A 17,700-nucleotide genomic window follows, 5' to 3' on the forward strand; every position below is an offset into this window, starting at 1 on the left:
ACTCCCCGTTGCCCCTCTTCGTGGACCGACCACCATCGAAGCAACAGGAGACCCCCACACCCATGACGGAACTCAATCGCCGCCGCTTCCTCCAGATCGCCGGAGGAACCGCCGCCTTCACGGCGCTGTCCGGCTCCATCGACCGCGCCGCCGCGATCCCCGCCGCGCGCCGCAGCGGCACGGTCCAGGACATCGAGCACATCGTCGTGCTCATGCAGGAGAACCGTTCCTTCGACCACTACTTCGGGTCGATGAAGGGCGTCCGCGGCTTCGGCGACCCGCGTCCGGTGACGCTGCCCAGCGGCAAGCCGGTGTGGAACCAGTCCAGTGGCGGCAAGGAGACCCTGCCCTACCACCCGGACGCCGACGACCTCGGCATGCAGTTCATCGCGGGCCTCGACCACGACTGGGCGGGCGGCCACAGCGCCTTCAACAGCGGCAAGTACGACAACTGGATCGCCGCCAAGGGCACCGGCACGATGGCCTACCTGACACGGCAGGACATCCCGTTCCACTACGCGCTCGCCGACAAGTTCACCGTCTGCGACGACTACCACTGCTCGTTCATCGGCGCGACCGACCCGAACCGCTACTACATGCTCACCGGCCACGTCGGCAACGACGGCACCGGCGGCGGCCCGGTCCTGGGCAACGAGGAAGCGGGCTACGGCTGGACGACGTACGCCGAGCGCCTGGAGCAGGCGGGCGTCTCCTGGAAGGTCTACCAGGACATCGGCGACGGCCTCGACGCCGCCGGCGGCTGGGGCTGGATCGACGACGCCTACCGCGGCAACTACGGCGACAACTCGCTGCTGTACTTCAACACCTACCGCAACGCCAAGCCCGGCGACGCCCTCTACGAGAAGGCCCGCACCGGCACGAACGCCAAGGCGGGCGACGGGTACTTCGACGTCCTCAAGGCCGACGTCAAGGCGGGCAAGCTGCCGAAGATCTCCTGGATCGCGGCGCCCGAGGCGTTCTCCGAGCACCCCAACTGGCCCGCGAACTACGGTGCCTGGTACATCTCGCAGGTCCTCGACGCCCTCACCTCGAACCCCGATGTGTGGAGCAGAACGGCCCTGTTCATCACGTACGACGAGAACGACGGCTACTTCGACCACGTCGTGCCGCCGTACGCCCCGGCCTCGGCGAACCAGGGCCTGTCGACCGTCGACACGAAGCTCGACTACTACCCGGGCGGCACCCGCGCCGCGGGCCCCTACGGGCTCGGGCAGCGTGTGCCGATGATCGTCGTCTCGCCGTGGTCCACGGGCGGGTACGTGTGCTCGGAGACCTTCGACCACACGTCGATCATCCGCTTCATGGAGAACCGGTTCGGGGTGAAGGAGACCAACATCTCGCCGTGGCGCCGCGCCATCTGCGGCGACCTCACCTCGGCCTTCGACTTCTCCCTCAAGGTCACCGACCCGGCGGACCTGCCCGACACCGCGGGCTACGAGCCGCCGGACCGCGACCGGCACGACAGCTATGTGCCGAAGCCGCCCGCGCAGGGCGCGCTGCCCAAGCAGGAGGCGGGCTCGCGGCCCAGCCGCCCGCTCGGGTACGCGCCCTACGTCGACGGTGCGCAGGACGTCGCGACGGGCAAGTACAAGCTGACGTTCAGCGGCGGCGACAAGAAGGGCGCGGCCTTCCAGGTCCGCTCCCAAAGCCGCACCGACGGGCCGTGGACCTACACGGCCGAGGCCGCCAAGTCGATCGCCGACAGCTGGAACTCGGCGTATTCCGGCGGCGGTTACGACCTCACCGCACACGGCCCGAACGGCTTTCTGCGTGCCTTCAAGGGCAACAACAAGGTCGCCGAGCCGGAGGTGACCGCCCGCCACGACGGCGGTACGGGCAATCTGAAGCTGACCCTGAAGAACCCGACCACCGCCGACGTCCACCTGACGGTCACCAACGCCTACGGTGGCCAGCCGCAGACGTACACGGTGCGCGCCGGGGCGACCGCCGAGCAGACCGTCGACCTGCGCGGCACCAAGCGCTGGTACGACCTGAAGGTCGTCCTGGAGGGCAACGCCGGGTACCTGCGCCGCCTGGCCGGGCACGTCGAGAACGGGCAGGCCGGCGTGAGCGACCCGGCCATCGCGACCGCGTGAGCCCCGTGTGCCCCTCCGCCCCTGCGACATCAGGGGCGGAGGGGCACACATCACACTGGTGCGACCTGGATGTATTCCTGGGGCGTCGCGATAGTGTGCCCCGGTGACCACGCAATCGAACACCCCTGCTGGCTGGTACCCGGATCCGCAGGGGACTCCCCAGACCCTGCGGTGGTGGGACGGTTCCCAGTGGACCGAGCACACGCACGCCCAGGGCCATGCGCCCGCCCAGCAGGCGCCCGCCGCGGGGCAGGTGCCGCAGCAGGCGCAGCAGCCGCAGGCCCAGCCGGTGCAACAGCCCGCGCAGGGACAGTTCGCCGGGTACGGGCAGCAGCAGGCCTACGGCGCCCAGGCGCAGCAGAACGCGGACGCGAGCCGGGTGCAGCGCCAGGTGCAGCAGCAGGCCGGGGTCGCGCCGACCGGTCAGGGCGGCGGCTCGCTGTTCACCGAGCCGGTGCTGGTGGTGAACCAGAAGGCCAAGCTGATCGAGCTGACGAACGAGTACAGCGTCATGGATCAGAACGGCAACCAGCTGGGCTCGGTCACCGAGATCGGCCAGAGCAGTCTGAAGAAGGCGCTGCGGTTCGTCTCCAGCGTCGACCAGTTCATGACCCACAAGCTGGAGATCCGGGACGCCTACGGCCAGCCGCAGCTGGTGCTCACGCGCCCCGCGAAGTTCATGAAGTCGCGGGTCGTCGTGGAGCGCCCGGACGGCTCGCCGGTCGGTGAGATCGTCCAGCAGAACATGATCGGCAAGATCAACTTCGCGATGAACGTGAACGGCCAGCAGGTCGGCGCGATCAAGGCGGAGAACTGGCGTGCCTGGAACTTCGCGATCGTCGACCACACGGACACCGAGGTCGCCCGCATCACGAAGACGTGGGAGGGCCTCGCCAAGACGATGTTCACGACCGCGGACAACTACGTGCTGCAGATCCACTTCCAGCTGCCCGAGCCGCTGCTGAGCCTGGTCGTGGCCACGGCTCTGACGGTGGACACCGCGCTGAAGCAGGACTCGCGCGGCTTCGGGTGACCGGACCTTCGGGTGATCCCGGGCGACGGGGCGGGCCGGACGGTCCGCCCCGTCGCCGTCACCGGGAGGCCGTCTGCGGCTGAGGCGCTTCCCGCTCGGCCGTCGCCGTCACCCGGGTGACCAGGGCCCGGCGGCCGGCCGGGACCAGCAGCGCGGCCAGCGCCGCCGCCAGGCACAGGCAGGCCAGCAGGGTGAAGCCGTGCGTGTAGCCGGACTCGTAGGGAACGCCCGAGGGCTGGAGCGTGCCGGTGACCAGGCTGGTCATCAGGGCCGCGCCGATCGAGCCGCCGATGGTGCGGATGTTGGCGTTCATGCCGGTGGCCGCGCCGGTCTGGGCCGCCGGCACGTTCTGCACGATCAGGTTCGCCATGGAGGCGAAGGCCAGGCCGATGCCGAGGCCGAACACCCCGGCCGCCACCGCGATCTGCCACTGCTGCCCGTGCCACAGGGCGAACATCGCGCAGGACGCCGCGCCGAGCGCGGCCCCCGTGGTGAGCAGGGCCTTGGCGCCGACGGAGGGTTCGAGGCGGCCGCTCAGCACGCCCGCGAGGAACATCGCGACGAGCATCGGCAGCATCAGCAGACCGGCGCCGGTCACGCTGGAGCCGAAGCCGTAGCCCGCCGCGGACGGGGTCTGCAGGAAGCCCGGCAGGAACGACCAGACCGCGTACATGCCGGCGCCGAACAGCAGCGCCGCGGTGTTCGTGGTCCACACGGCGGGCAGCCGCATCACCCGCAGATCGATGAGCGGACTCGTCGAGCGGGCCTCGGCGAGCAGCCAGGCGGTGAAGAGAAGTACGGCGGCGGCCAGCAGCCCGACCACCTTCAGCGAGCCCCAGCCCCAGGACGTGGCCTGGCTGACGGGCAGCAGGAGCGCGACGAGCCAGCCGGACAGCAGCACGGCGCCGAGCCAGTTGACCTGCCCGGAACCGCGGTGGGGCGACTCGGGCACGTAGCGCAGGGCTATCAGGGCGGTCAGGGCGACGACCGCGGCGGGCAGCCAGAACAGCCAGCGGTAGTCGAGCGCGCCGACGATCGGCCCGGCGGCGACGATGCCGACCCCGCCGCCCGCCGCGATCACGGCGGACAGGTTGCTGATGCTGGGGCTGACCCGCCGCGCGGGGAACTCGTCGCGGATGATCCCGAACGAGAGGGGGAAGAGCGCGCCGCCGATGCCCTGGACGACGCGGGCGACGATGAGGACGGTGATGCTCGGCGCGAGCGCCGCGAGCAGGCACCCCACGGTGAGGGCGGCGAGCGCGGCGACCATGGTGCGCTTCTTGCCGACGAGGTCGCCGACCCGGCCGAGGATCGGGGTGAAGACGGACGCGGACAGCAGATACGCCGTCATGACCCAGGTCGAGGTGGCCTGGGAGGTGTGCAGGGCGTGCTGGATCGTGGGCAGCGCGGGCGCGACCAGCGACTGCATCATCGAGAACACGCCGGCGCCGGTGGCGAGCACCGCGAAGGTCAGGCGGTTGTTCCGGTTCACGAGGGGCCTCTCTCCGGGCGGAAGACGGCAGGAGGGGGTGGCCCGCGGACGGGCGCGGGCTGAAAGGATCGGGGGATCTGCCGTACGGAGCCGTCGCTTCGTCGCGTCACTCGGGTACGGCAGGGCGGAGGGCGCCCCTGCTAAAGTGGAGGCACCCCTCGACTTAATTCACGATAGCGGAGGGGTGCCTCCGGATTCAACCCGGATTCCCCTTCAGGTGGAGAGGCATGGTGCACGGATGACGACGGACAGGGAACGCGTGGGAGGCGTGGTCGTCGCGCAGCGCCCGCGCCGCGCGGACGCCCGGCGCAATTTCGACGCGCTGCTGGCCGCCGCGCGCCAGGCATTCACCGAGAAGGGCGCCGACGCCTCGCTGGAGGACATCGCCCGGCAGGCCGGCGTCGGCATCGGCACGCTCTACCGGAACTTCCCCACGCGGCGCGCCCTGTTCGAGACGGTCTACGCCGAAGAGGTCGACGCGCTGTGCCGGCTCGCGGACGAGCTCGTGGACGCCGGGCCCTGGGACGGCCTCGCCGCCTGGCTGCGCCGGTTCGTGGACTACACGGTCACCAAGCGCGCCATCCGGGAAGCGCTCAGCGGGGAGTCCGACATCTTCACCGCCTGCCGCCGCGCGATGCTCGACGCGGGAGAGCCGTTGCTGCGGCGTGCGCAGGAGGCCGGGGAGGTCCGCGACGACCTGTCGTTCGACGACCTGCTGCGGATGGTGTCGGGAGTGACCGGCGCCGCCTACGTGGACGATGAGCAGCGGGACCGGGTGCTGGGCTTCGCCCTGGACGGGATCCGCCGCCGCTAGCTGTATTGATCACGAGCGTTGTTAACACCGACTGGGCTTGATCATGGCGAAGACCTCCGGTGTGGTGGAGCTGTCTAGGACTGCACCGCACGGAGGTCTTCGTGTCCCACCGTAATGCCCGGCTGACCGTTCTCGGCAGGCGGCTTCTCATCGAGCGTGTCCGCGCAGGCCGTCCGGTCGCGCACGTCGCGGCCGAGATGGGCATCTCGCGCGTCACGGCCCACAAGTGGGTTCGCCGCTGGCGGACCGAGGGCGAGCAAGGACTGCATGACCGTTCCAGCCGTCCCCTCACCACACCGCACCGCACTGCGGCGACGACCGAGGAACTGGTGTGTCGGCTGCGCCAGGACCGCAAGCTCGGACCCGCCCGCATCGGCCCGATCCTGGGCCTGCCCGCCTCGACCACACACCGGATTCTGGCCCGCCACGGGCTGAACCGCCTGGCCTTCCTGGACCGGCCCACCGGGCAGGTCATCCGCCGCTACGAACGAGACCGGCCCGGCGAACTGATCCACGTCGATGTCAAGAAGCTCGGCCGGATCCCCGACGGCGGCGGCCACAAGGTCCTGGGCCGTCAGGCCGGCCGCGTCACCCGCAACAACATGGGCTTCGACTACATCCACTCCGCCGTCGACGACCACACCCGCCTCGCCTACAGCGAGATCCACCCCGACGAGAAAGCCGCCACCTGCGCAGCCTTCCTCCGGCGGGCGGCAGCCTTCTTCACCGCACACGGCATCGACCACGTCGAACGGGTCCTGACCGACAACGCCTGGCCCTACCGCAAAAGCTTCGCCTGGCGCGAGGCTCTGGCCGACCTGGGGGCGGCCGGCAAACTCACCCGCGCCTACCGGCCGCAGACCAACGGCAAGGTCGAACGCTTCAACCGGACCCTGCTCGACGAATGGGCCTATCTGCGGCCCTACACCTCAAACGACGAACGAACAGCAGCCCTGGCAGACTTCCTGCACACCTACAACCACCACCGCTGCCACACCGCACTCGGCGGCCACCCACCCATCAGCCGCGTCAACAACGCTGCGAGTCAATACAGCTAGCGCCTGTGCGGCGGATCAGGTCGCATCCGGATGGTCCGCGCTGTTCGCTCTTACGGGGCGACGGCCACGGGGCTCTGTGCCGGACCCCGCTCCTCGACCGCCGAAGCGGGAGCGGCCTGGGCCGGCTGCGGAGGGATCGACCCCAGGACGATCAGGCCGGTGTGCGGGTCCTCGGGGGCCGGCGTCGCGCTGCGGGTCAGCAGCACCACGCCCCGCGCCGCCAGCACCGCCCCCGCGGCCGCGAGGGCGAACCCGGCGACACCGCCCTGCAGCCGCTCGCCCAGCAGCGACAGGCCGATGACCGCCGCGGCCACCGGGTTCGCCAGGGTCACCATCGCCAGCGGTGCGCCGAGCCCGCCGCGGTAGGCGGTCTGGGACAGCAGCAGGCCGCCCGCGGCGAAGGCCGCGACCAGCAGGGCCACCACGATCACCTGCGGGGCGAGCAGGGGTCCCGAGCGGTCGGTCGCCGCGACGGTCACGGTCTGGGTGAGCGCCGAGGCGACACCCGAGGCGAGCCCGGACGCGGTCGCGTGCCGCAGCCCCGGCTTCGCGCCGCGCCGCGAGAGCACTCCGATGAGCGCGGCGGTCACTCCGGCCACCGCGAGCGCCTCGGGCAGGGAGAGCGTGTCGTCGGGGGCGGGCCCCGACGCCGTGACGAGCAGCGCGCCCAGACCGGCCAGCGTCAGGGCCGTGCCCCGCCACTCGCCCGCCGTGACGTGCCGCCCCGCGATCCGGGCACCCAGCGGCACGGCCGCGACGAGCGTGAGCGCACCGAGCGGCTGCACCAGCGTGAGCGGCCCGTACTTGAGGGCGGCGACGTGCAGCAGCGCCGCGCCCGCGTTGAGGACGACCGACCACCACCAGGAGCCCGTGCCGAGCAGCCGCCACAGGCCCGGTCCGGAGCCCGCGGTGCGAGCGGCGAGCCGTTCCTGGGCCACCGCCGCCGCGGCGTACGCCACGGCGGAGACGAGGGAGAGCGCGACGGCGAGCAGGGTGGCGCTCATCGGCCGGCCCCCGTCGTGACGGGCTGCGGGGCGGTCGCCACCGAGGTGGACCCCGGCGTCGAGGACACCTGTACCGGTATCCGGATCGGCATGTGCGCCAGCACGTCCGACGCGGACAGCGAGTCGGGCGGCGTACGGAACGCGGCGGCGGGCGACCAGGGCGCGGGTTCCCGCGTGCCGTGCGCCGGGACGGCGGCCGGTACGACCGTGCTCGCCGGGGCGGGCAGCAGGTGCCGCCGGATCGCGGGCGGGCCGCCGACGGTGTGCGGCATCCGGATCACCGCGAGGGCGACACCGAGCAGGGCCGTCGCCACGAGCGCGTCGAGCCAGTAGTGGTTCGCGGTGCCGACGACCACGAGGAGCGTGAGCAGCGGGTGCAGCAGCCACAGCCAGCGCCACCGCGACTTCGTGGCGACGATCAGGCCGATCGCCACCATCAGGGCCCAGCCGAAGTGCAGCGACGGCATGGCCGCGAACTGGTTGGCCATCGTGTCGGTGTCCGGCTTCGCGGCGTACACCGAGGGTCCGTAGACCTGCGCGGTGTCGACGAGGTGCGCGGCCTCCAGCATCCGGGGCGGTGCCAGCGGGAACGTGAGGTGCAGCGCGAGCGCCGCGGCCGTCAGCGCGGCGAGCACGCGCCGCGTCCACACGTAGTGGCGCGGGCGGCGCAGGTACAGGAAGACGAGCAGGGCGAGCGTGGCCGGGAAGTGCACGGTCGCGTAATAGGTGTTCGCGAGGTGCACGAGGGCGTCGCTGCGCAGCAGGACGCTCTGGACCGCGCCCTCGCCGGGCAGATCCAGGGCGCGCTCGAAGCTCCACACGTGATCGGCGTTGCGGAACGCCTCGGCGGTGTGGCCGTTGGCCAGCTGGCGGCCGAACTTGTAGACGAGGAAGAGTCCTACGACCAGCAGGAGCTCGCGGACCAGGGGCGGTCGGGCAGTGCGGCTGTCCGGCTCCGGTGCGGCAGGCTCGGTAAGGGAATTCATCCCCCGGCCCCTTTTCGTGACGACTGGGTGGTGCGTGGTGGTTCGGGGTGCGCTTGTGGCGCGACGGTGAACGCGGTCTGAACCGCGCTCATCGAAACGCCAGTGTACCGAAACGCTGGCGTACCGGTACACTGGCGTATCGATGAGAGGGTGTGATCTCATCGACACGAGCCGCCGAGCGAGGAGTGGGGTCATGACGACGCGGGAACCGGTCACCGAGGCAGCGACAGTGCCGACCGCCTCGCGCCGTTCCAAGATCACCCCCGAGCGGGCGCAGGAGTTCTACGACGCGGTCCTCGACCAGCTGCGCAGGAACGGGTACGACGCGCTGACCATGGAGGGCGTCGCCGCCCAGGCCTGCTGCAGCAAGTCCACGCTGTACCGTCAGTGGAAGACGAAACCGCAGCTCGTGGCCGCCGCGCTGCGGGCTGGACGCTGTACGAAGTTCTCCGCCGCCGACACCGGCAGCCTCGCGGGCGACCTCGTCGCCGCGGCACGCAACGCGGCGGCGCAGGCGCTGCCGGACACCGCGCTGATGCAGGCGCTCGGGCACGCGGTCCGGCAGGACGGCGAGCTGAAGGGCGCGCTGCGCGAGGCGCTGATCGAGCCGGAGCTCGCCTCCATCAAGGCGATGACGGAGCGGGCCGTGGCGCGCGGCGAGATCGCCGCCGACCATCCGGCGCTGCCGTACCTGGCCGCGCAGCTCTTCGGAGTGATGCGCAGCCGCCCCGTCCTGGAGGGGCGCGACGCCGACGCCGACTACCTGGTCGGCTTCGTCGAGAACGTGCTGCTTCCGGGGCTCGGCCTGACCGCCTCGGATCGGGCCACCTGAACGTGGGCCGCCGGTCGCAGGGATGACCGACCGGTGGTCTGCCCGCGCCGCACCGTGGGGACGGGGGCGGCGCGCACCCCCGGGCCGGGCGGGTTCCTCCATGAGCGGAGGGGAACCCGCCCGACCCTGTGTGTCCGGGTCCGCTCCGGGGTCAGACGTCCTGGCCGTTGCCGCCCGTGCCGCCGCCGGTGACGTCGGCCTTCTTGATGCCCTCGACGAGCTTGTCGATCGCCGTGTCGTCCGGACCCGCCGCCTTCTCCTTGTCGGTGCGCGGGATGTCGACGCCGATCCGCACGACGACGAGCGTCTTGGGGTCGGACGGCGAGGGGAACGCGACCGACTCCACCCAGGCGTCGATCTTCGACTTGGTGTCCACGTTCCAGCGGACCCGGTAGCCCTGCTGCCCGGCGACCGTGACCTTCTTCGACAGCAGTTCGTCGTGGTTGAGGATGCCGCCGTAGACCTTGCCGCCGTAGGACGCCTTGGCGTTCTTGAGGATGTCCTCCTTCGCCGCCGCCTCGGCGGTCGACGCGTCGAGCTTGAGGCTCTTCGCCGACGAGGTGGACGCGCCGCCCTTCACGCAGCTCTGCTCCACGTCGTCGGGGCACTTGTACGTGCCCGTCTGCACGCCGGCCACGCCCGCGCCGTCGGACCCCGTCCAGCCGTCGAGCACCGGCAGCGCGACCCCGTTCACGATGTCGGTGGCGTAGCCCTCGTCGAGCGGGGCCCGCGGTGAGCCGGGCGCGTCGGGGGAGGGGCTGCCGTCGCCCCCGCCCGCGCCGCCGCCAGGCCCCTCGGGCTGCCGCGGCTCCTGGGGCTGCCGCGACTCCCCGCCGGCCCTGCTGCTCTTGCCGTCGCCGTCCGACGTGAGCGCGTAGACGCCGCCGCCGATGCCGGCGAGGACGACCACCGCGATGCCGGCGGCTATCGCGATCCGCGCCCGCCTGCGCGGCTTCGGCGGCATCGGAGGCAACTGACCGGGATACATCGGGTAGTTCTGGTGGTCCTGGTACGCCGGAATCGTCCCAGGGGCCGTCGGCTGCTGGGACGGCGCCACCGGACCGGGCGCGGCCGCCTGCGGCGGGAACGGCGGCGGGGTCGTGGCGGGCCGGGTCTGATCCGTCCAGCGGCTGCCGTCCCACCAGCGTTCGGTGCGCGGGCCGTCGGGGACCTGACCGGGATCGGGGTACCAGCCTGCGGGAGTCTGCGACGTCATGAACGGAACAGTATGAGGCGTGCCTGAAAAGGGGATGAGAGGGTCCGCATTGCGGTCGGGATCGTTACGGATCGGCGCCCCGTCGACCGGGCCGGCCCCCAGGTCCGATCAAAAGTCACCGGCTCACGAGACCCCCCACCACGGCGCGCCGCCGCGCATTACCCTCGTGACCAGTACACCGATCGATCGAAGTGATCGATCGACGTGAACGACACCTGGAGGGTGCGGGATGACTCAGGGACGGCACGAGGACGCCGCCTCCTCCGGCCCGCCGCTGTGGGAGCGGGAGTCCGAACTCGGCGTCGCGCTGAGCGCGTTGGACGACCTGTGCGGCGACGCCGCGTCGTCGGGCAGCCTCGTCGTGTACAAGGGCGAGGCGGGCATCGGGAAGACCGCCCTGCTCGGCCGGCTGCGCGAGGTCGCGGCGGGCCGGGCGACCGTGTGGACCGCCCGGGGCGGCGAGACGGTGACATCCGTCCCCTTCAACGTCGTACGGCAACTCCTGCAGCCCGCCCTGCTCGAGCTCTCCGAGGAGGAGACCCGCGAGTACTTCGGCGACTGGTACGACATCGCGGGCCCCGCCCTCGGCATAGCCGAGCCCACGGGACGCCAGGCCGACCCGCAGGGTGTGCGCGACGGTCTGGTCGCCGCCGTGTCCCGGCTGGCCCGCCTGCACTGGCCGCTGCTGATCCTCGTCGACGACGCGCACTGGGCCGACCTGGAGACCCTGGAGTGGCTGGCCGCGTTCGCCGAGCGCCTCGACGACCTGCCCGTGCTCGTCGTGGTCGCCCAGCGCGACCCCGAGGACGAGCCCGCCGCCGTCTGCCTGGACGCGGTGGCCGCCGCCGCCCGGCCCGGCATCGCCCGACTGCGCGCCCTCACCCCGGAAGCCACCGCGGGACTGACCCGGGCCACGCTCGGCGGCCACGCCGACGACCCGTTCTGCCGCGAGGTGTGGGCGGTCACCGGCGGGAACCCGTACGAGACCGTCGAGTTGCTCGCCAAGGTGCAGGACAGCGAGCTGAACCCCCAGGAGGACGCGGCCGGCGAGCTGCGCGCGCTGAACAAGTCGGCGCGCGGCCGCGGACTCGTCGCCCGCCTCGAAGGACTCGGCACCGAGTCGGTCAAGTTCGCCTGGGCCGCCGCCATCCTCGGCACCCGGATCGACTCCGGACTCGCCGCCCTGCTCGCCGGGCTCAACCCGGAACAGGCCGGACGCTGCTCCGAGCGGCTGCGAGCCGCCCGCATCCTGACCGACTCCGCGTACGGCGCCACGACCGCCCTGGAGTTCGTCCACCCGCTGATCGCCTCCGCCGTCTACGACGCGATCCCGCCGGCCACCCGCACCGCCATGCACGGCCAGGCCGCCTGGGCCGTCACCGCGTCCGGCCGCGGGCCCGCCGCGGCCTCCCGCCACCTGCTCGAGGTGCACCCGGACGACGACCCCGAACTCGTCGAGCAGATGCGCTCCGCCGCCCGCGAACACCTCGCCGTCGGCGCGCCCGACGCCGCCCGGCGCTGTCTGGAGCGCGCCCTCCAGGAGCCGCCGCTGCCCGACGTGCGCCCGCAGCTGCTCTACGAGTTGGGCTGCGCCACCCTGCTCACCTCGCCCGCCACCACCATCAAGCACCTCGAGGCGGCCCTCGACACGACCCCGGGGCTCGACGGCGACCAGCGCGTCGACGCGGTGTGCCGCCTCTCCCAGGCCCTGGTCCACAACGACCAGCTGGAGGAGGCGCTGCGCCTCATCGACACCGAGGCCGAGCGCCTCGACCCCGGCCCCGCCCGGCTGCGCCTCCAGGCCGTGCACTTCATGTGGGAGGGCATCCACGCCGGCGAGGAGGACTCCCCGGGCCGCTCCCGGAACCTCGCGGCGATCGCCGACCGGCTCGGCGGCCGCGACAACCCCGAGCGCGTGCTGCTGATCCTGCGCGCCTTCGACGCGATGACCCGCGGGGAGAACGCGGAGGAGGTCGTCGAGCGCTGCGACCGCGCCCTCGTCAACGGCCGTCTCGCGCCCGGCCTCGGCTGGACCGACCCCGAGTGGGGCTTCGAGGTCCTCGCCATGCTCGGCAGCGCGTACCTGTTCTCCGACCGGCTCGACCGGGCCGAGAGCCTGTTCACCGAGGCCGTCCGCGAGTACGAGACGGCCGGCTGGAGCGGCGGCCACATCGCCATCGCCCACGCCTTCGTCGGCTATGTGCACCGCAGGCGCGGCCGCCTCACCGACGCCGAGGCGTTCCTGCGCGAATCGCTGCGCCTCGCCGACCGCGTCGGGCGCGGACTGCCGATGCACTGGGACGCGGCGTGCATGCTCATCGACACCCTGCTCGCCCGCGGCAAGGCCGACGAGGCGCAGGCCGTCGCCGACCGCTACTCCTTCGGCCCGCCCTACCCGTCGACGATCGTGCTGCCCGACGCGCACTCGGTCCGCGGCCGCCTGCTCCTGGCCACCGGCCGGGTCGAGGAGGGGGTCAACGAGCTGGAGAGCGCGGCCAAGGCCGCCATCGCCCGCGGCGGACACAACACGATCATGGCCCCGTGGGCCTGCGACCTGGCCCGTGCCCTCGCCCCCACCGACCCGCGCCGCGCCGCCGAGCTCGTCGCGGAGGCCCGCGTCCAGGCCGAGCGCTTCGGCACGGACACCGCGATCGGTGAAGCGCTGCGCTGCGCTGCCGCCCTGGCCACCGGACAGCAGCAACTCACCCTGTACGCCAAGGCGGTCACGTACCTCGAAGCCTCGCCCTGCGCGTACGAGCACGCCCTCGCCCGGGTCGAGTACGGCATGGCGGCGCGCTCCTTGTCCGAGCTCAACCGCGGTCTGACCCTGGCTCGTTCGTGCGGCGCGGACGGTCTCGCGGCGCGGGCCAGGGACGTGCTGGAGACCGGCAGGGGGCTGCGCTAGAGCGCCGTCGGCGCGGGGGCCGGGTACCGCCCCCGCGCGCCGCGGTCAGCTCCGCCGGACCAGGCAGCGGAACTCATCGCCGCGGCGCCATCGCGGACCTCAGCCGAGCAGGCGCTCCAGTTCGGCGTCGAGGCGCTCCTGCACGGCACGGTCGTACGTCGCCCGGTGCGCCCGCGCCGGCCGCGGCCCGTCGAAGAACCGGCCCGTGGACTCGGCGCCCGGCGCGCCCGTGGCCAGGGCGAGGACCCCCACGGCGCCGTCGGCGACGCTGTTCCACGGCCGGATCCCGGCGTCCCGCACCATCGCCGTGTCCATGTACGTCGCCGGGTGGATCACGTTGACCGTTACGCCGGTGCCCGACAGCTCACGCGCCAGCGAGAAGGTGTGGGCGGCGAGCGCGAACTTGGCCCGGCAGTAGGCCTCGCTCCCGTTGTACTCCCGGGCGAGGTCCAGGTCGTCGAAGTCGAGCGGTGACTGCCCGAGGGATCCGCAGTTCACGATGCGGGCCGGGGCGTTGGCGCGCAGCACCGGGAGCAGCGCCCGGGTCAGGGCGACGGGCGCGAGCAGGTTCACGGCGAGCCGCAGCTCGTGCCCGTCCGCGCTGAGCTCACGGCCGCCGCCGCGCGGGCCCGCCCCCACCCCGGCGTTGTTCACGAGGACGTCGAGATCCGGACGGGCCGCGGCGACGCGGGCGCCGAGCTCGCGCACCTGCGCCAGCGAGGCGAGATCGGCGACGAACCCCTCGGCGTGCCCACCGCGGCCGGCGGCGGCCCGCAGTTCGGCGACGAGCGAGTCCGTACGGCCCTGGTCCCGGCCGTGGGCGAGGACGACATGACCGGCGCGGACGAGGTCGAGGGCGAGGTACCGGCCGAGACCGGAAGTGGCACCGGTGATCAGAAGTGTGGCCATGCGGCCAGGCTAGGCGCGCGGCCGGACCGCGCAGGAGGCCCGGCTGAACCTACGTCCGCCAGGGTCACCCTGCGTCTTCCTCGGCGAGCACCCGCTGGGCGACAGCGAACGCGGAGTTGGCGGCGGGCACGCCCACGTACACCGCGCACTGCCGGAGCACCGCGCCGATCTCCTCCGGGGTGAGGCCGCCCCGCAGGGCGGCCCGCACATGCATGGCCAGCTCGTCGTGATGGCCGTGCGCGACCAGCGCGGTCATCGTGACCATGCTGCGCTCGCGCCGGGTGAGCGTCGGATCGGTCCAGATCTCGCCCCACGCATAGCGCGAGATGAAGTCCTGGAACCCCGCGGTGAACGGCGTCTGCCGCGCCTGCGCCCGGTCGACGTGTGCGTCGCCGAGCACCTGGCGCCGCACCTCCATGCCGCGCCGGGCGCCCTGCCCGAGATGTCCCCGCAGCAGCCCGAGGACCGCCTCCGGGCGCTCGGCGACCGCCAAATGCGAGGCCCCGGCCAGCTCGGCGAGCTCGGCGCCCGGCACCGCGTCGGCGATCTCCCGCAGATGGGCGGGCGGGGTCGCCGGGTCGTCGCGTCCGGCGACGAGCAGCGTCGGCACGGAGATCTCCCCGAGCCGGCCGGTGAGGTCGAACGCGGCGAGCGCGTCGCAGCAGGCGGCGTACGCCTCCGGGTCGGCGTCCCGGTTGTCCTGCACGAGCCGGGGCGAGCTGAACGCGGGGGTGAACCAGCGGGACGGCGCCGTCCCGGCCACGCCCGCCGTCCCCTCCTTCCGTACGAGCGCGGCCCGATCCTGCCAGGCCTTCGCACCGCCGAAGTGCGCGGAGGAGCAGATCACGGCGAGACTGCCGACCCGCTCCGGGTGGTGCACGGCGAGGTGCAGTCCGACGGCGCCGCCCAACGAGACGCCCGCGTAGGCGAACCGCTCGATGCCGAGCTCGTCGGCGAGGGCGAGCACCAGTCCGGCGAGGTCACCGACACTCGCCCCGGCGGAGATCAGCCCGGCGTCCGAGCCGCCGTGGCCCGGCAGGTCCCACCGCACGACGCGGTGCGCGCTCGACAGCTCGGGCGCGACCTGGTCCCACAGCGCGAGCGACGTCCCGAGGGACGGGCCGAGCAGCAGCGGGGGAGCGGACGGGGAGCCTTCGGCGCGGTGGTGGAGGAATGCGGTGGGGGCGGGGTTCACGAGGGCTCCAGGGACGTCGTGCGGACAGGTCGGGAAGCGGGAAGCGGGCAGCGGGGGTCGGGGGCGCGGGGCGGAGGCCGGACGGCCATCGGGCGCAACCTGTCCGGGGTCGGGCGCCGCCCCGCGCCCCCTCCGGGGTGCGGGGCGGCGCCCGACCCCGGGAAGCCTTCCTCCGCCGCGGCCGCCCGGCGGCGCGCAGCAGCGCACGGTGGGAAGAGGCAGGTCACCGGCGGGCCAGCGCCCGGTCCACCAGTGCGCCCGCCGCCCCGACATACCGCGCCGGATCCATCAGCCCCGTCACGTCGACGTCCGCCAGGTCCGGTTCCTCGGCAAGGACCGCACCCAGCGGCCGCCGTTCCTCGCGGGCCCGCCGGGCCGCCGCGGCGAGCAGCGTCTTCGCCCGGCCGCGGCCGAACCGCCCGGCCAGTTCGGCGGACAGCCGCTCGGACACGATCGCCCCGCCGGTCAGGGCGAGATGGGCGCGCATCGCGTCGGCGTGCACCACGAGCCCCTCGACCAGTTCGGCCGCGTCCCGCGCCGCCCCGCCGGCCACCCGCGACAGCTCCCGCAGCGTGGCCCACTCGGCGTGCCACGCGCCGGCCGGCCGTTCGTCCTCCGCGGCCATCGACCCGTACAGCGTCGCCGCGAGCCCGGGCGCACGGCGGGCCGCGGCGGCGATCAGCGTGGCCCGCACCGGGTTGGCCTTGTGCGGCATGGCGGACGAACCGCCGCCCGCACCCTCCGCGACCTCCGCGATCTCCGTACGGGACAGAGTGACGACGTCGGCGGCCACCTTGCCGAGCACACCGGCCGTGAACGCCAACGCGCCCCCGAGGTCCGCGACCGGCGTCCGCAGCGCGTGCCACGGCAACTCCGGCGCGCGGAGGCCGAGTTCCTGGGCGTACGACGTGACGAGCGCCAGTGGATCGGACGCGCCGTACGCCTCGAAGGCCGCCAACGTGCCCGCGGCCCCGCCCAGTTGGACCGGCAGGGACTCCCGTACGTGCCGCAGCCGATCCCGCGCGTCCAGTACCAGTGAGCGCCAGCCTGCCGCCTTCAGCCCGAACGTCGTCGGCACGGCGTGCTGGGTGAGCGTGCGTCCGGGCATCATGGTGTCCCGGTGCTCGGCGGCGATCCGCGCCAACCCGCCCTCCGTGCGGGCGATTTCGCCGAGCACGGCATCCAGGGTGCGCGCCGCGATGAGCATCAGGGCGGAGTCGAGGATGTCCTGGCTCGTCGCGCCCCGGTGCACGTACGGCCCGTGTGCCGCGGGGACGGCCGCCGTGAGGTCCGCGACCAGCGGGATCACCGGGTTGCCGCCGGAGCGGGCCCGGCGCGCGAGGTCCCGGACGTCGAAGGCGCCGGCCGAGGCGGCCGCCGTCACGGTCCCGGCGGCCTCGGCCGGAGCGAGCCCGAGCGCGGCCTGCGCCCGGGTCAGGGCCGCCTCCGCGTCCAACAGGGCTTGCAGGAAAGCCTCTTCGGACGTGATGCGCTCGACGGGCGCGTCCTCGGTGCCGGGGTCGAACAGGGTCACGTGAACTCCAGGAAGACCGTCTCGCCCTCGCCCTGAAGGCGGATGTCGAAACGGTACGTGCCGTCCGGCTGCTCCCGCGCGATCAGCGTGTCGCGCCGCGCGGGCTCCAGCCGGGCCAGGAGCGGATCCGCGGCGAGGGCCGCGTCGTCGCCGGGCAGGTAGATCCGGGTGAAGAGATGGACCAGCAGGCCGCGGGCGAAGACGCAGGCGCTGAGGTAGGGCGCGTTGTCGCCGCGTGCGCCGGGCCGCAGCGTGCGGGCGTACCAGTGGCCGCTCGCGTCGGTCTGGACGCGGCCCCAGCCGGTGAACTCCACGCCGTTGCGCCCCAGATGTCCGCCGGTCGCCGGGTCGCGCAGGATCGAGCCGTCGACCCGCGGCAGCCGGCCGTCGGGGTCCGGGCCCCACAGCTCCACGAAGGCGTCCGGCAGCGGAGCGCCCTCGCCGTCGCGGACGTGCCCCTGGAGGGTGACGGTGTCGGGGTGGCCGACGGGCGCGATGTCGCCGCCGCCGGGGAACGGCAGCGCGTACCCGTAGAACGGGCCGACCGTGTGGGAGGGCGTGGGCAGCACGTTCGCCGGGTCGCTCGTGTCGATCTTCGTCATGGT

General features: G+C 73.2%; 14 protein-coding genes. 6 read left to right on the forward strand and 8 right to left on the reverse strand.

All coding sequences use genetic code 11. The features are described from left to right. Positions 1-62 precede the first annotated feature (62 nt). A complete protein-coding gene (locus tag ACVHNB_RS13290; RefSeq protein WP_428951086.1) occupies positions 63-2,117 on the forward strand; it encodes a phosphocholine-specific phospholipase C in 2,055 nt (684 codons plus the stop codon). 103 nt (positions 2,118-2,220) lie between these two features. Continuing rightward, complete coding sequence (locus ACVHNB_RS13295) at positions 2,221-3,150, forward strand: phospholipid scramblase-related protein (protein ID WP_456228159.1); 930 nt, start codon at positions 2,221-2,223, stop codon at positions 3,148-3,150. Positions 3,151-3,208: 58 nt separating this feature from the next. Here ACVHNB_RS13295 and ACVHNB_RS13300 read toward each other — a convergent pair whose 3' ends face one another. After that, positions 3,209-4,582, reverse strand: coding sequence for an MFS transporter (locus ACVHNB_RS13300; RefSeq protein ID WP_456228878.1), 1,374 nt, complete (start codon positions 4,580-4,582; stop codon positions 3,209-3,211). Between the two features lie 298 nt (positions 4,583-4,880). Here ACVHNB_RS13300 and ACVHNB_RS13305 point away from each other — a divergent pair, with 298 nt between their 5' ends. Both ACVHNB_RS13305 and ACVHNB_RS13310 read left to right on the forward strand, forming a co-directional pair. Further along, complete coding sequence (locus tag ACVHNB_RS13305; protein WP_428951084.1) at positions 4,881-5,456, forward strand: TetR/AcrR family transcriptional regulator; 576 nt, start codon at positions 4,881-4,883, stop codon at positions 5,454-5,456. A gap of 101 nt (positions 5,457-5,557) precedes the next feature. After that, positions 5,558-6,514 (forward strand): IS481 family transposase, encoded by a 957-nt coding sequence (locus ACVHNB_RS13310; protein ID WP_456228160.1) that lies wholly within the window; start codon positions 5,558-5,560, stop codon positions 6,512-6,514. Positions 6,515-6,564: 50 nt separating this feature from the next. On the opposite strand, the gene ACVHNB_RS13315 is transcribed toward ACVHNB_RS13310, so the two are convergent. Further along, positions 6,565-7,518 (reverse strand): DMT family transporter, encoded by a 954-nt coding sequence (locus tag ACVHNB_RS13315; RefSeq protein WP_456228161.1) that lies wholly within the window; start codon positions 7,516-7,518, stop codon positions 6,565-6,567. After that, positions 7,515-8,504, reverse strand: coding sequence for a phosphatase PAP2 family protein (locus tag ACVHNB_RS13320; RefSeq protein WP_456228162.1), 990 nt, complete (start codon positions 8,502-8,504; stop codon positions 7,515-7,517). Before ACVHNB_RS13320 ends, ACVHNB_RS13315 begins: the two co-directional genes overlap by 4 nt. A gap of 193 nt (positions 8,505-8,697) precedes the next feature. Here ACVHNB_RS13320 and ACVHNB_RS13325 point away from each other — a divergent pair, with 193 nt between their 5' ends. Continuing rightward, positions 8,698-9,336, forward strand: a complete 639-nt coding sequence (locus tag ACVHNB_RS13325; protein WP_428951081.1) for a TetR/AcrR family transcriptional regulator — start codon at positions 8,698-8,700, stop codon at positions 9,334-9,336. A gap of 151 nt (positions 9,337-9,487) precedes the next feature. Here the strand turns inward: ACVHNB_RS13325 and ACVHNB_RS13330 are convergent, their stop codons facing one another. Then, entirely contained in the window at positions 9,488-10,552 is a 1,065-nt protein-coding gene (locus tag ACVHNB_RS13330) for a DUF2510 domain-containing protein (protein WP_456228163.1), read from the reverse strand. A 229-nt stretch (positions 10,553-10,781) separates the two neighbouring features. Between ACVHNB_RS13330 and ACVHNB_RS13335 the strand changes: the two genes are divergently transcribed. After that, positions 10,782-13,457, forward strand: coding sequence for an ATP-binding protein (locus tag ACVHNB_RS13335; protein WP_456228164.1), 2,676 nt, complete (start codon positions 10,782-10,784; stop codon positions 13,455-13,457). 99 nt (positions 13,458-13,556) lie between these two features. Here the strand turns inward: ACVHNB_RS13335 and ACVHNB_RS13340 are convergent, their stop codons facing one another. The 4 genes from ACVHNB_RS13340 to pcaG form a co-directional block, all read right to left on the reverse strand. Further along, positions 13,557-14,366 carry an SDR family NAD(P)-dependent oxidoreductase gene (locus tag ACVHNB_RS13340; RefSeq protein ID WP_428951078.1) on the reverse strand — a complete coding sequence of 270 codons (810 nt, stop codon included), beginning with the start codon at positions 14,364-14,366 and terminating at the stop codon, positions 13,557-13,559. A 64-nt stretch (positions 14,367-14,430) separates the two neighbouring features. After that, a complete protein-coding gene (gene pcaDC / locus ACVHNB_RS13345; protein WP_456228165.1) occupies positions 14,431-15,561 on the reverse strand; it encodes a bifunctional 3-oxoadipate enol-lactonase/4-carboxymuconolactone decarboxylase PcaDC in 1,131 nt (376 codons plus the stop codon). Positions 15,562-15,784: 223 nt separating this feature from the next. Then, positions 15,785-17,095 carry a 3-carboxy-cis,cis-muconate cycloisomerase gene (gene pcaB / locus ACVHNB_RS13350; protein WP_456228166.1) on the reverse strand — a complete coding sequence of 437 codons (1,311 nt, stop codon included), beginning with the start codon at positions 17,093-17,095 and terminating at the stop codon, positions 15,785-15,787. Then, complete coding sequence (pcaG, locus tag ACVHNB_RS13355) at positions 17,092-17,697, reverse strand: protocatechuate 3,4-dioxygenase subunit alpha (protein WP_428951075.1); 606 nt, start codon at positions 17,695-17,697, stop codon at positions 17,092-17,094. The genes pcaB and pcaG overlap by 4 nt, the downstream gene beginning before the upstream one ends. Positions 17,698-17,700: the final 3 nt, after the last annotated feature.

The organism is Streptomyces sp. YJ-C3 (genome assembly GCF_053891275.1).

Excerpts from the sequence above, each read along its gene's own strand:
- ACVHNB_RS13325 (WP_428951081.1), top strand. The coding sequence starts at position 8,698 with ATGACGACGCGGGAACCGGTCACCGAGGCAGCGACAGTGCCGACCGCC.
- ACVHNB_RS13335 (WP_456228164.1), top strand. The coding sequence starts at position 10,782 with ATGACTCAGGGACGGCACGAGGACGCCGCCTCCTCCGGCCCGCCGCTG.
- ACVHNB_RS13320 (WP_456228162.1), bottom strand. The coding sequence starts at position 8,504 with ATGAATTCCCTTACCGAGCCTGCCGCACCGGAGCCGGACAGCCGCACT.
- ACVHNB_RS13300 (WP_456228878.1), bottom strand. The coding sequence starts at position 4,582 with ATGATGCAGTCGCTGGTCGCGCCCGCGCTGCCCACGATCCAGCACGCC.
- ACVHNB_RS13340 (WP_428951078.1), bottom strand. The coding sequence starts at position 14,366 with ATGGCCACACTTCTGATCACCGGTGCCACTTCCGGTCTCGGCCGGTAC.
- pcaG (WP_428951075.1), bottom strand. The coding sequence starts at position 17,697 with ATGACGAAGATCGACACGAGCGACCCGGCGAACGTGCTGCCCACGCCC.
- ACVHNB_RS13330 (WP_456228163.1), bottom strand. The coding sequence starts at position 10,552 with ATGACGTCGCAGACTCCCGCAGGCTGGTACCCCGATCCCGGTCAGGTC.
- ACVHNB_RS13305 (WP_428951084.1), top strand. The coding sequence starts at position 4,881 with ATGACGACGGACAGGGAACGCGTGGGAGGCGTGGTCGTCGCGCAGCGC.
- ACVHNB_RS13315 (WP_456228161.1), bottom strand. The coding sequence starts at position 7,518 with ATGAGCGCCACCCTGCTCGCCGTCGCGCTCTCCCTCGTCTCCGCCGTG.
- ACVHNB_RS13290 (WP_428951086.1), top strand. The coding sequence starts at position 63 with ATGACGGAACTCAATCGCCGCCGCTTCCTCCAGATCGCCGGAGGAACC.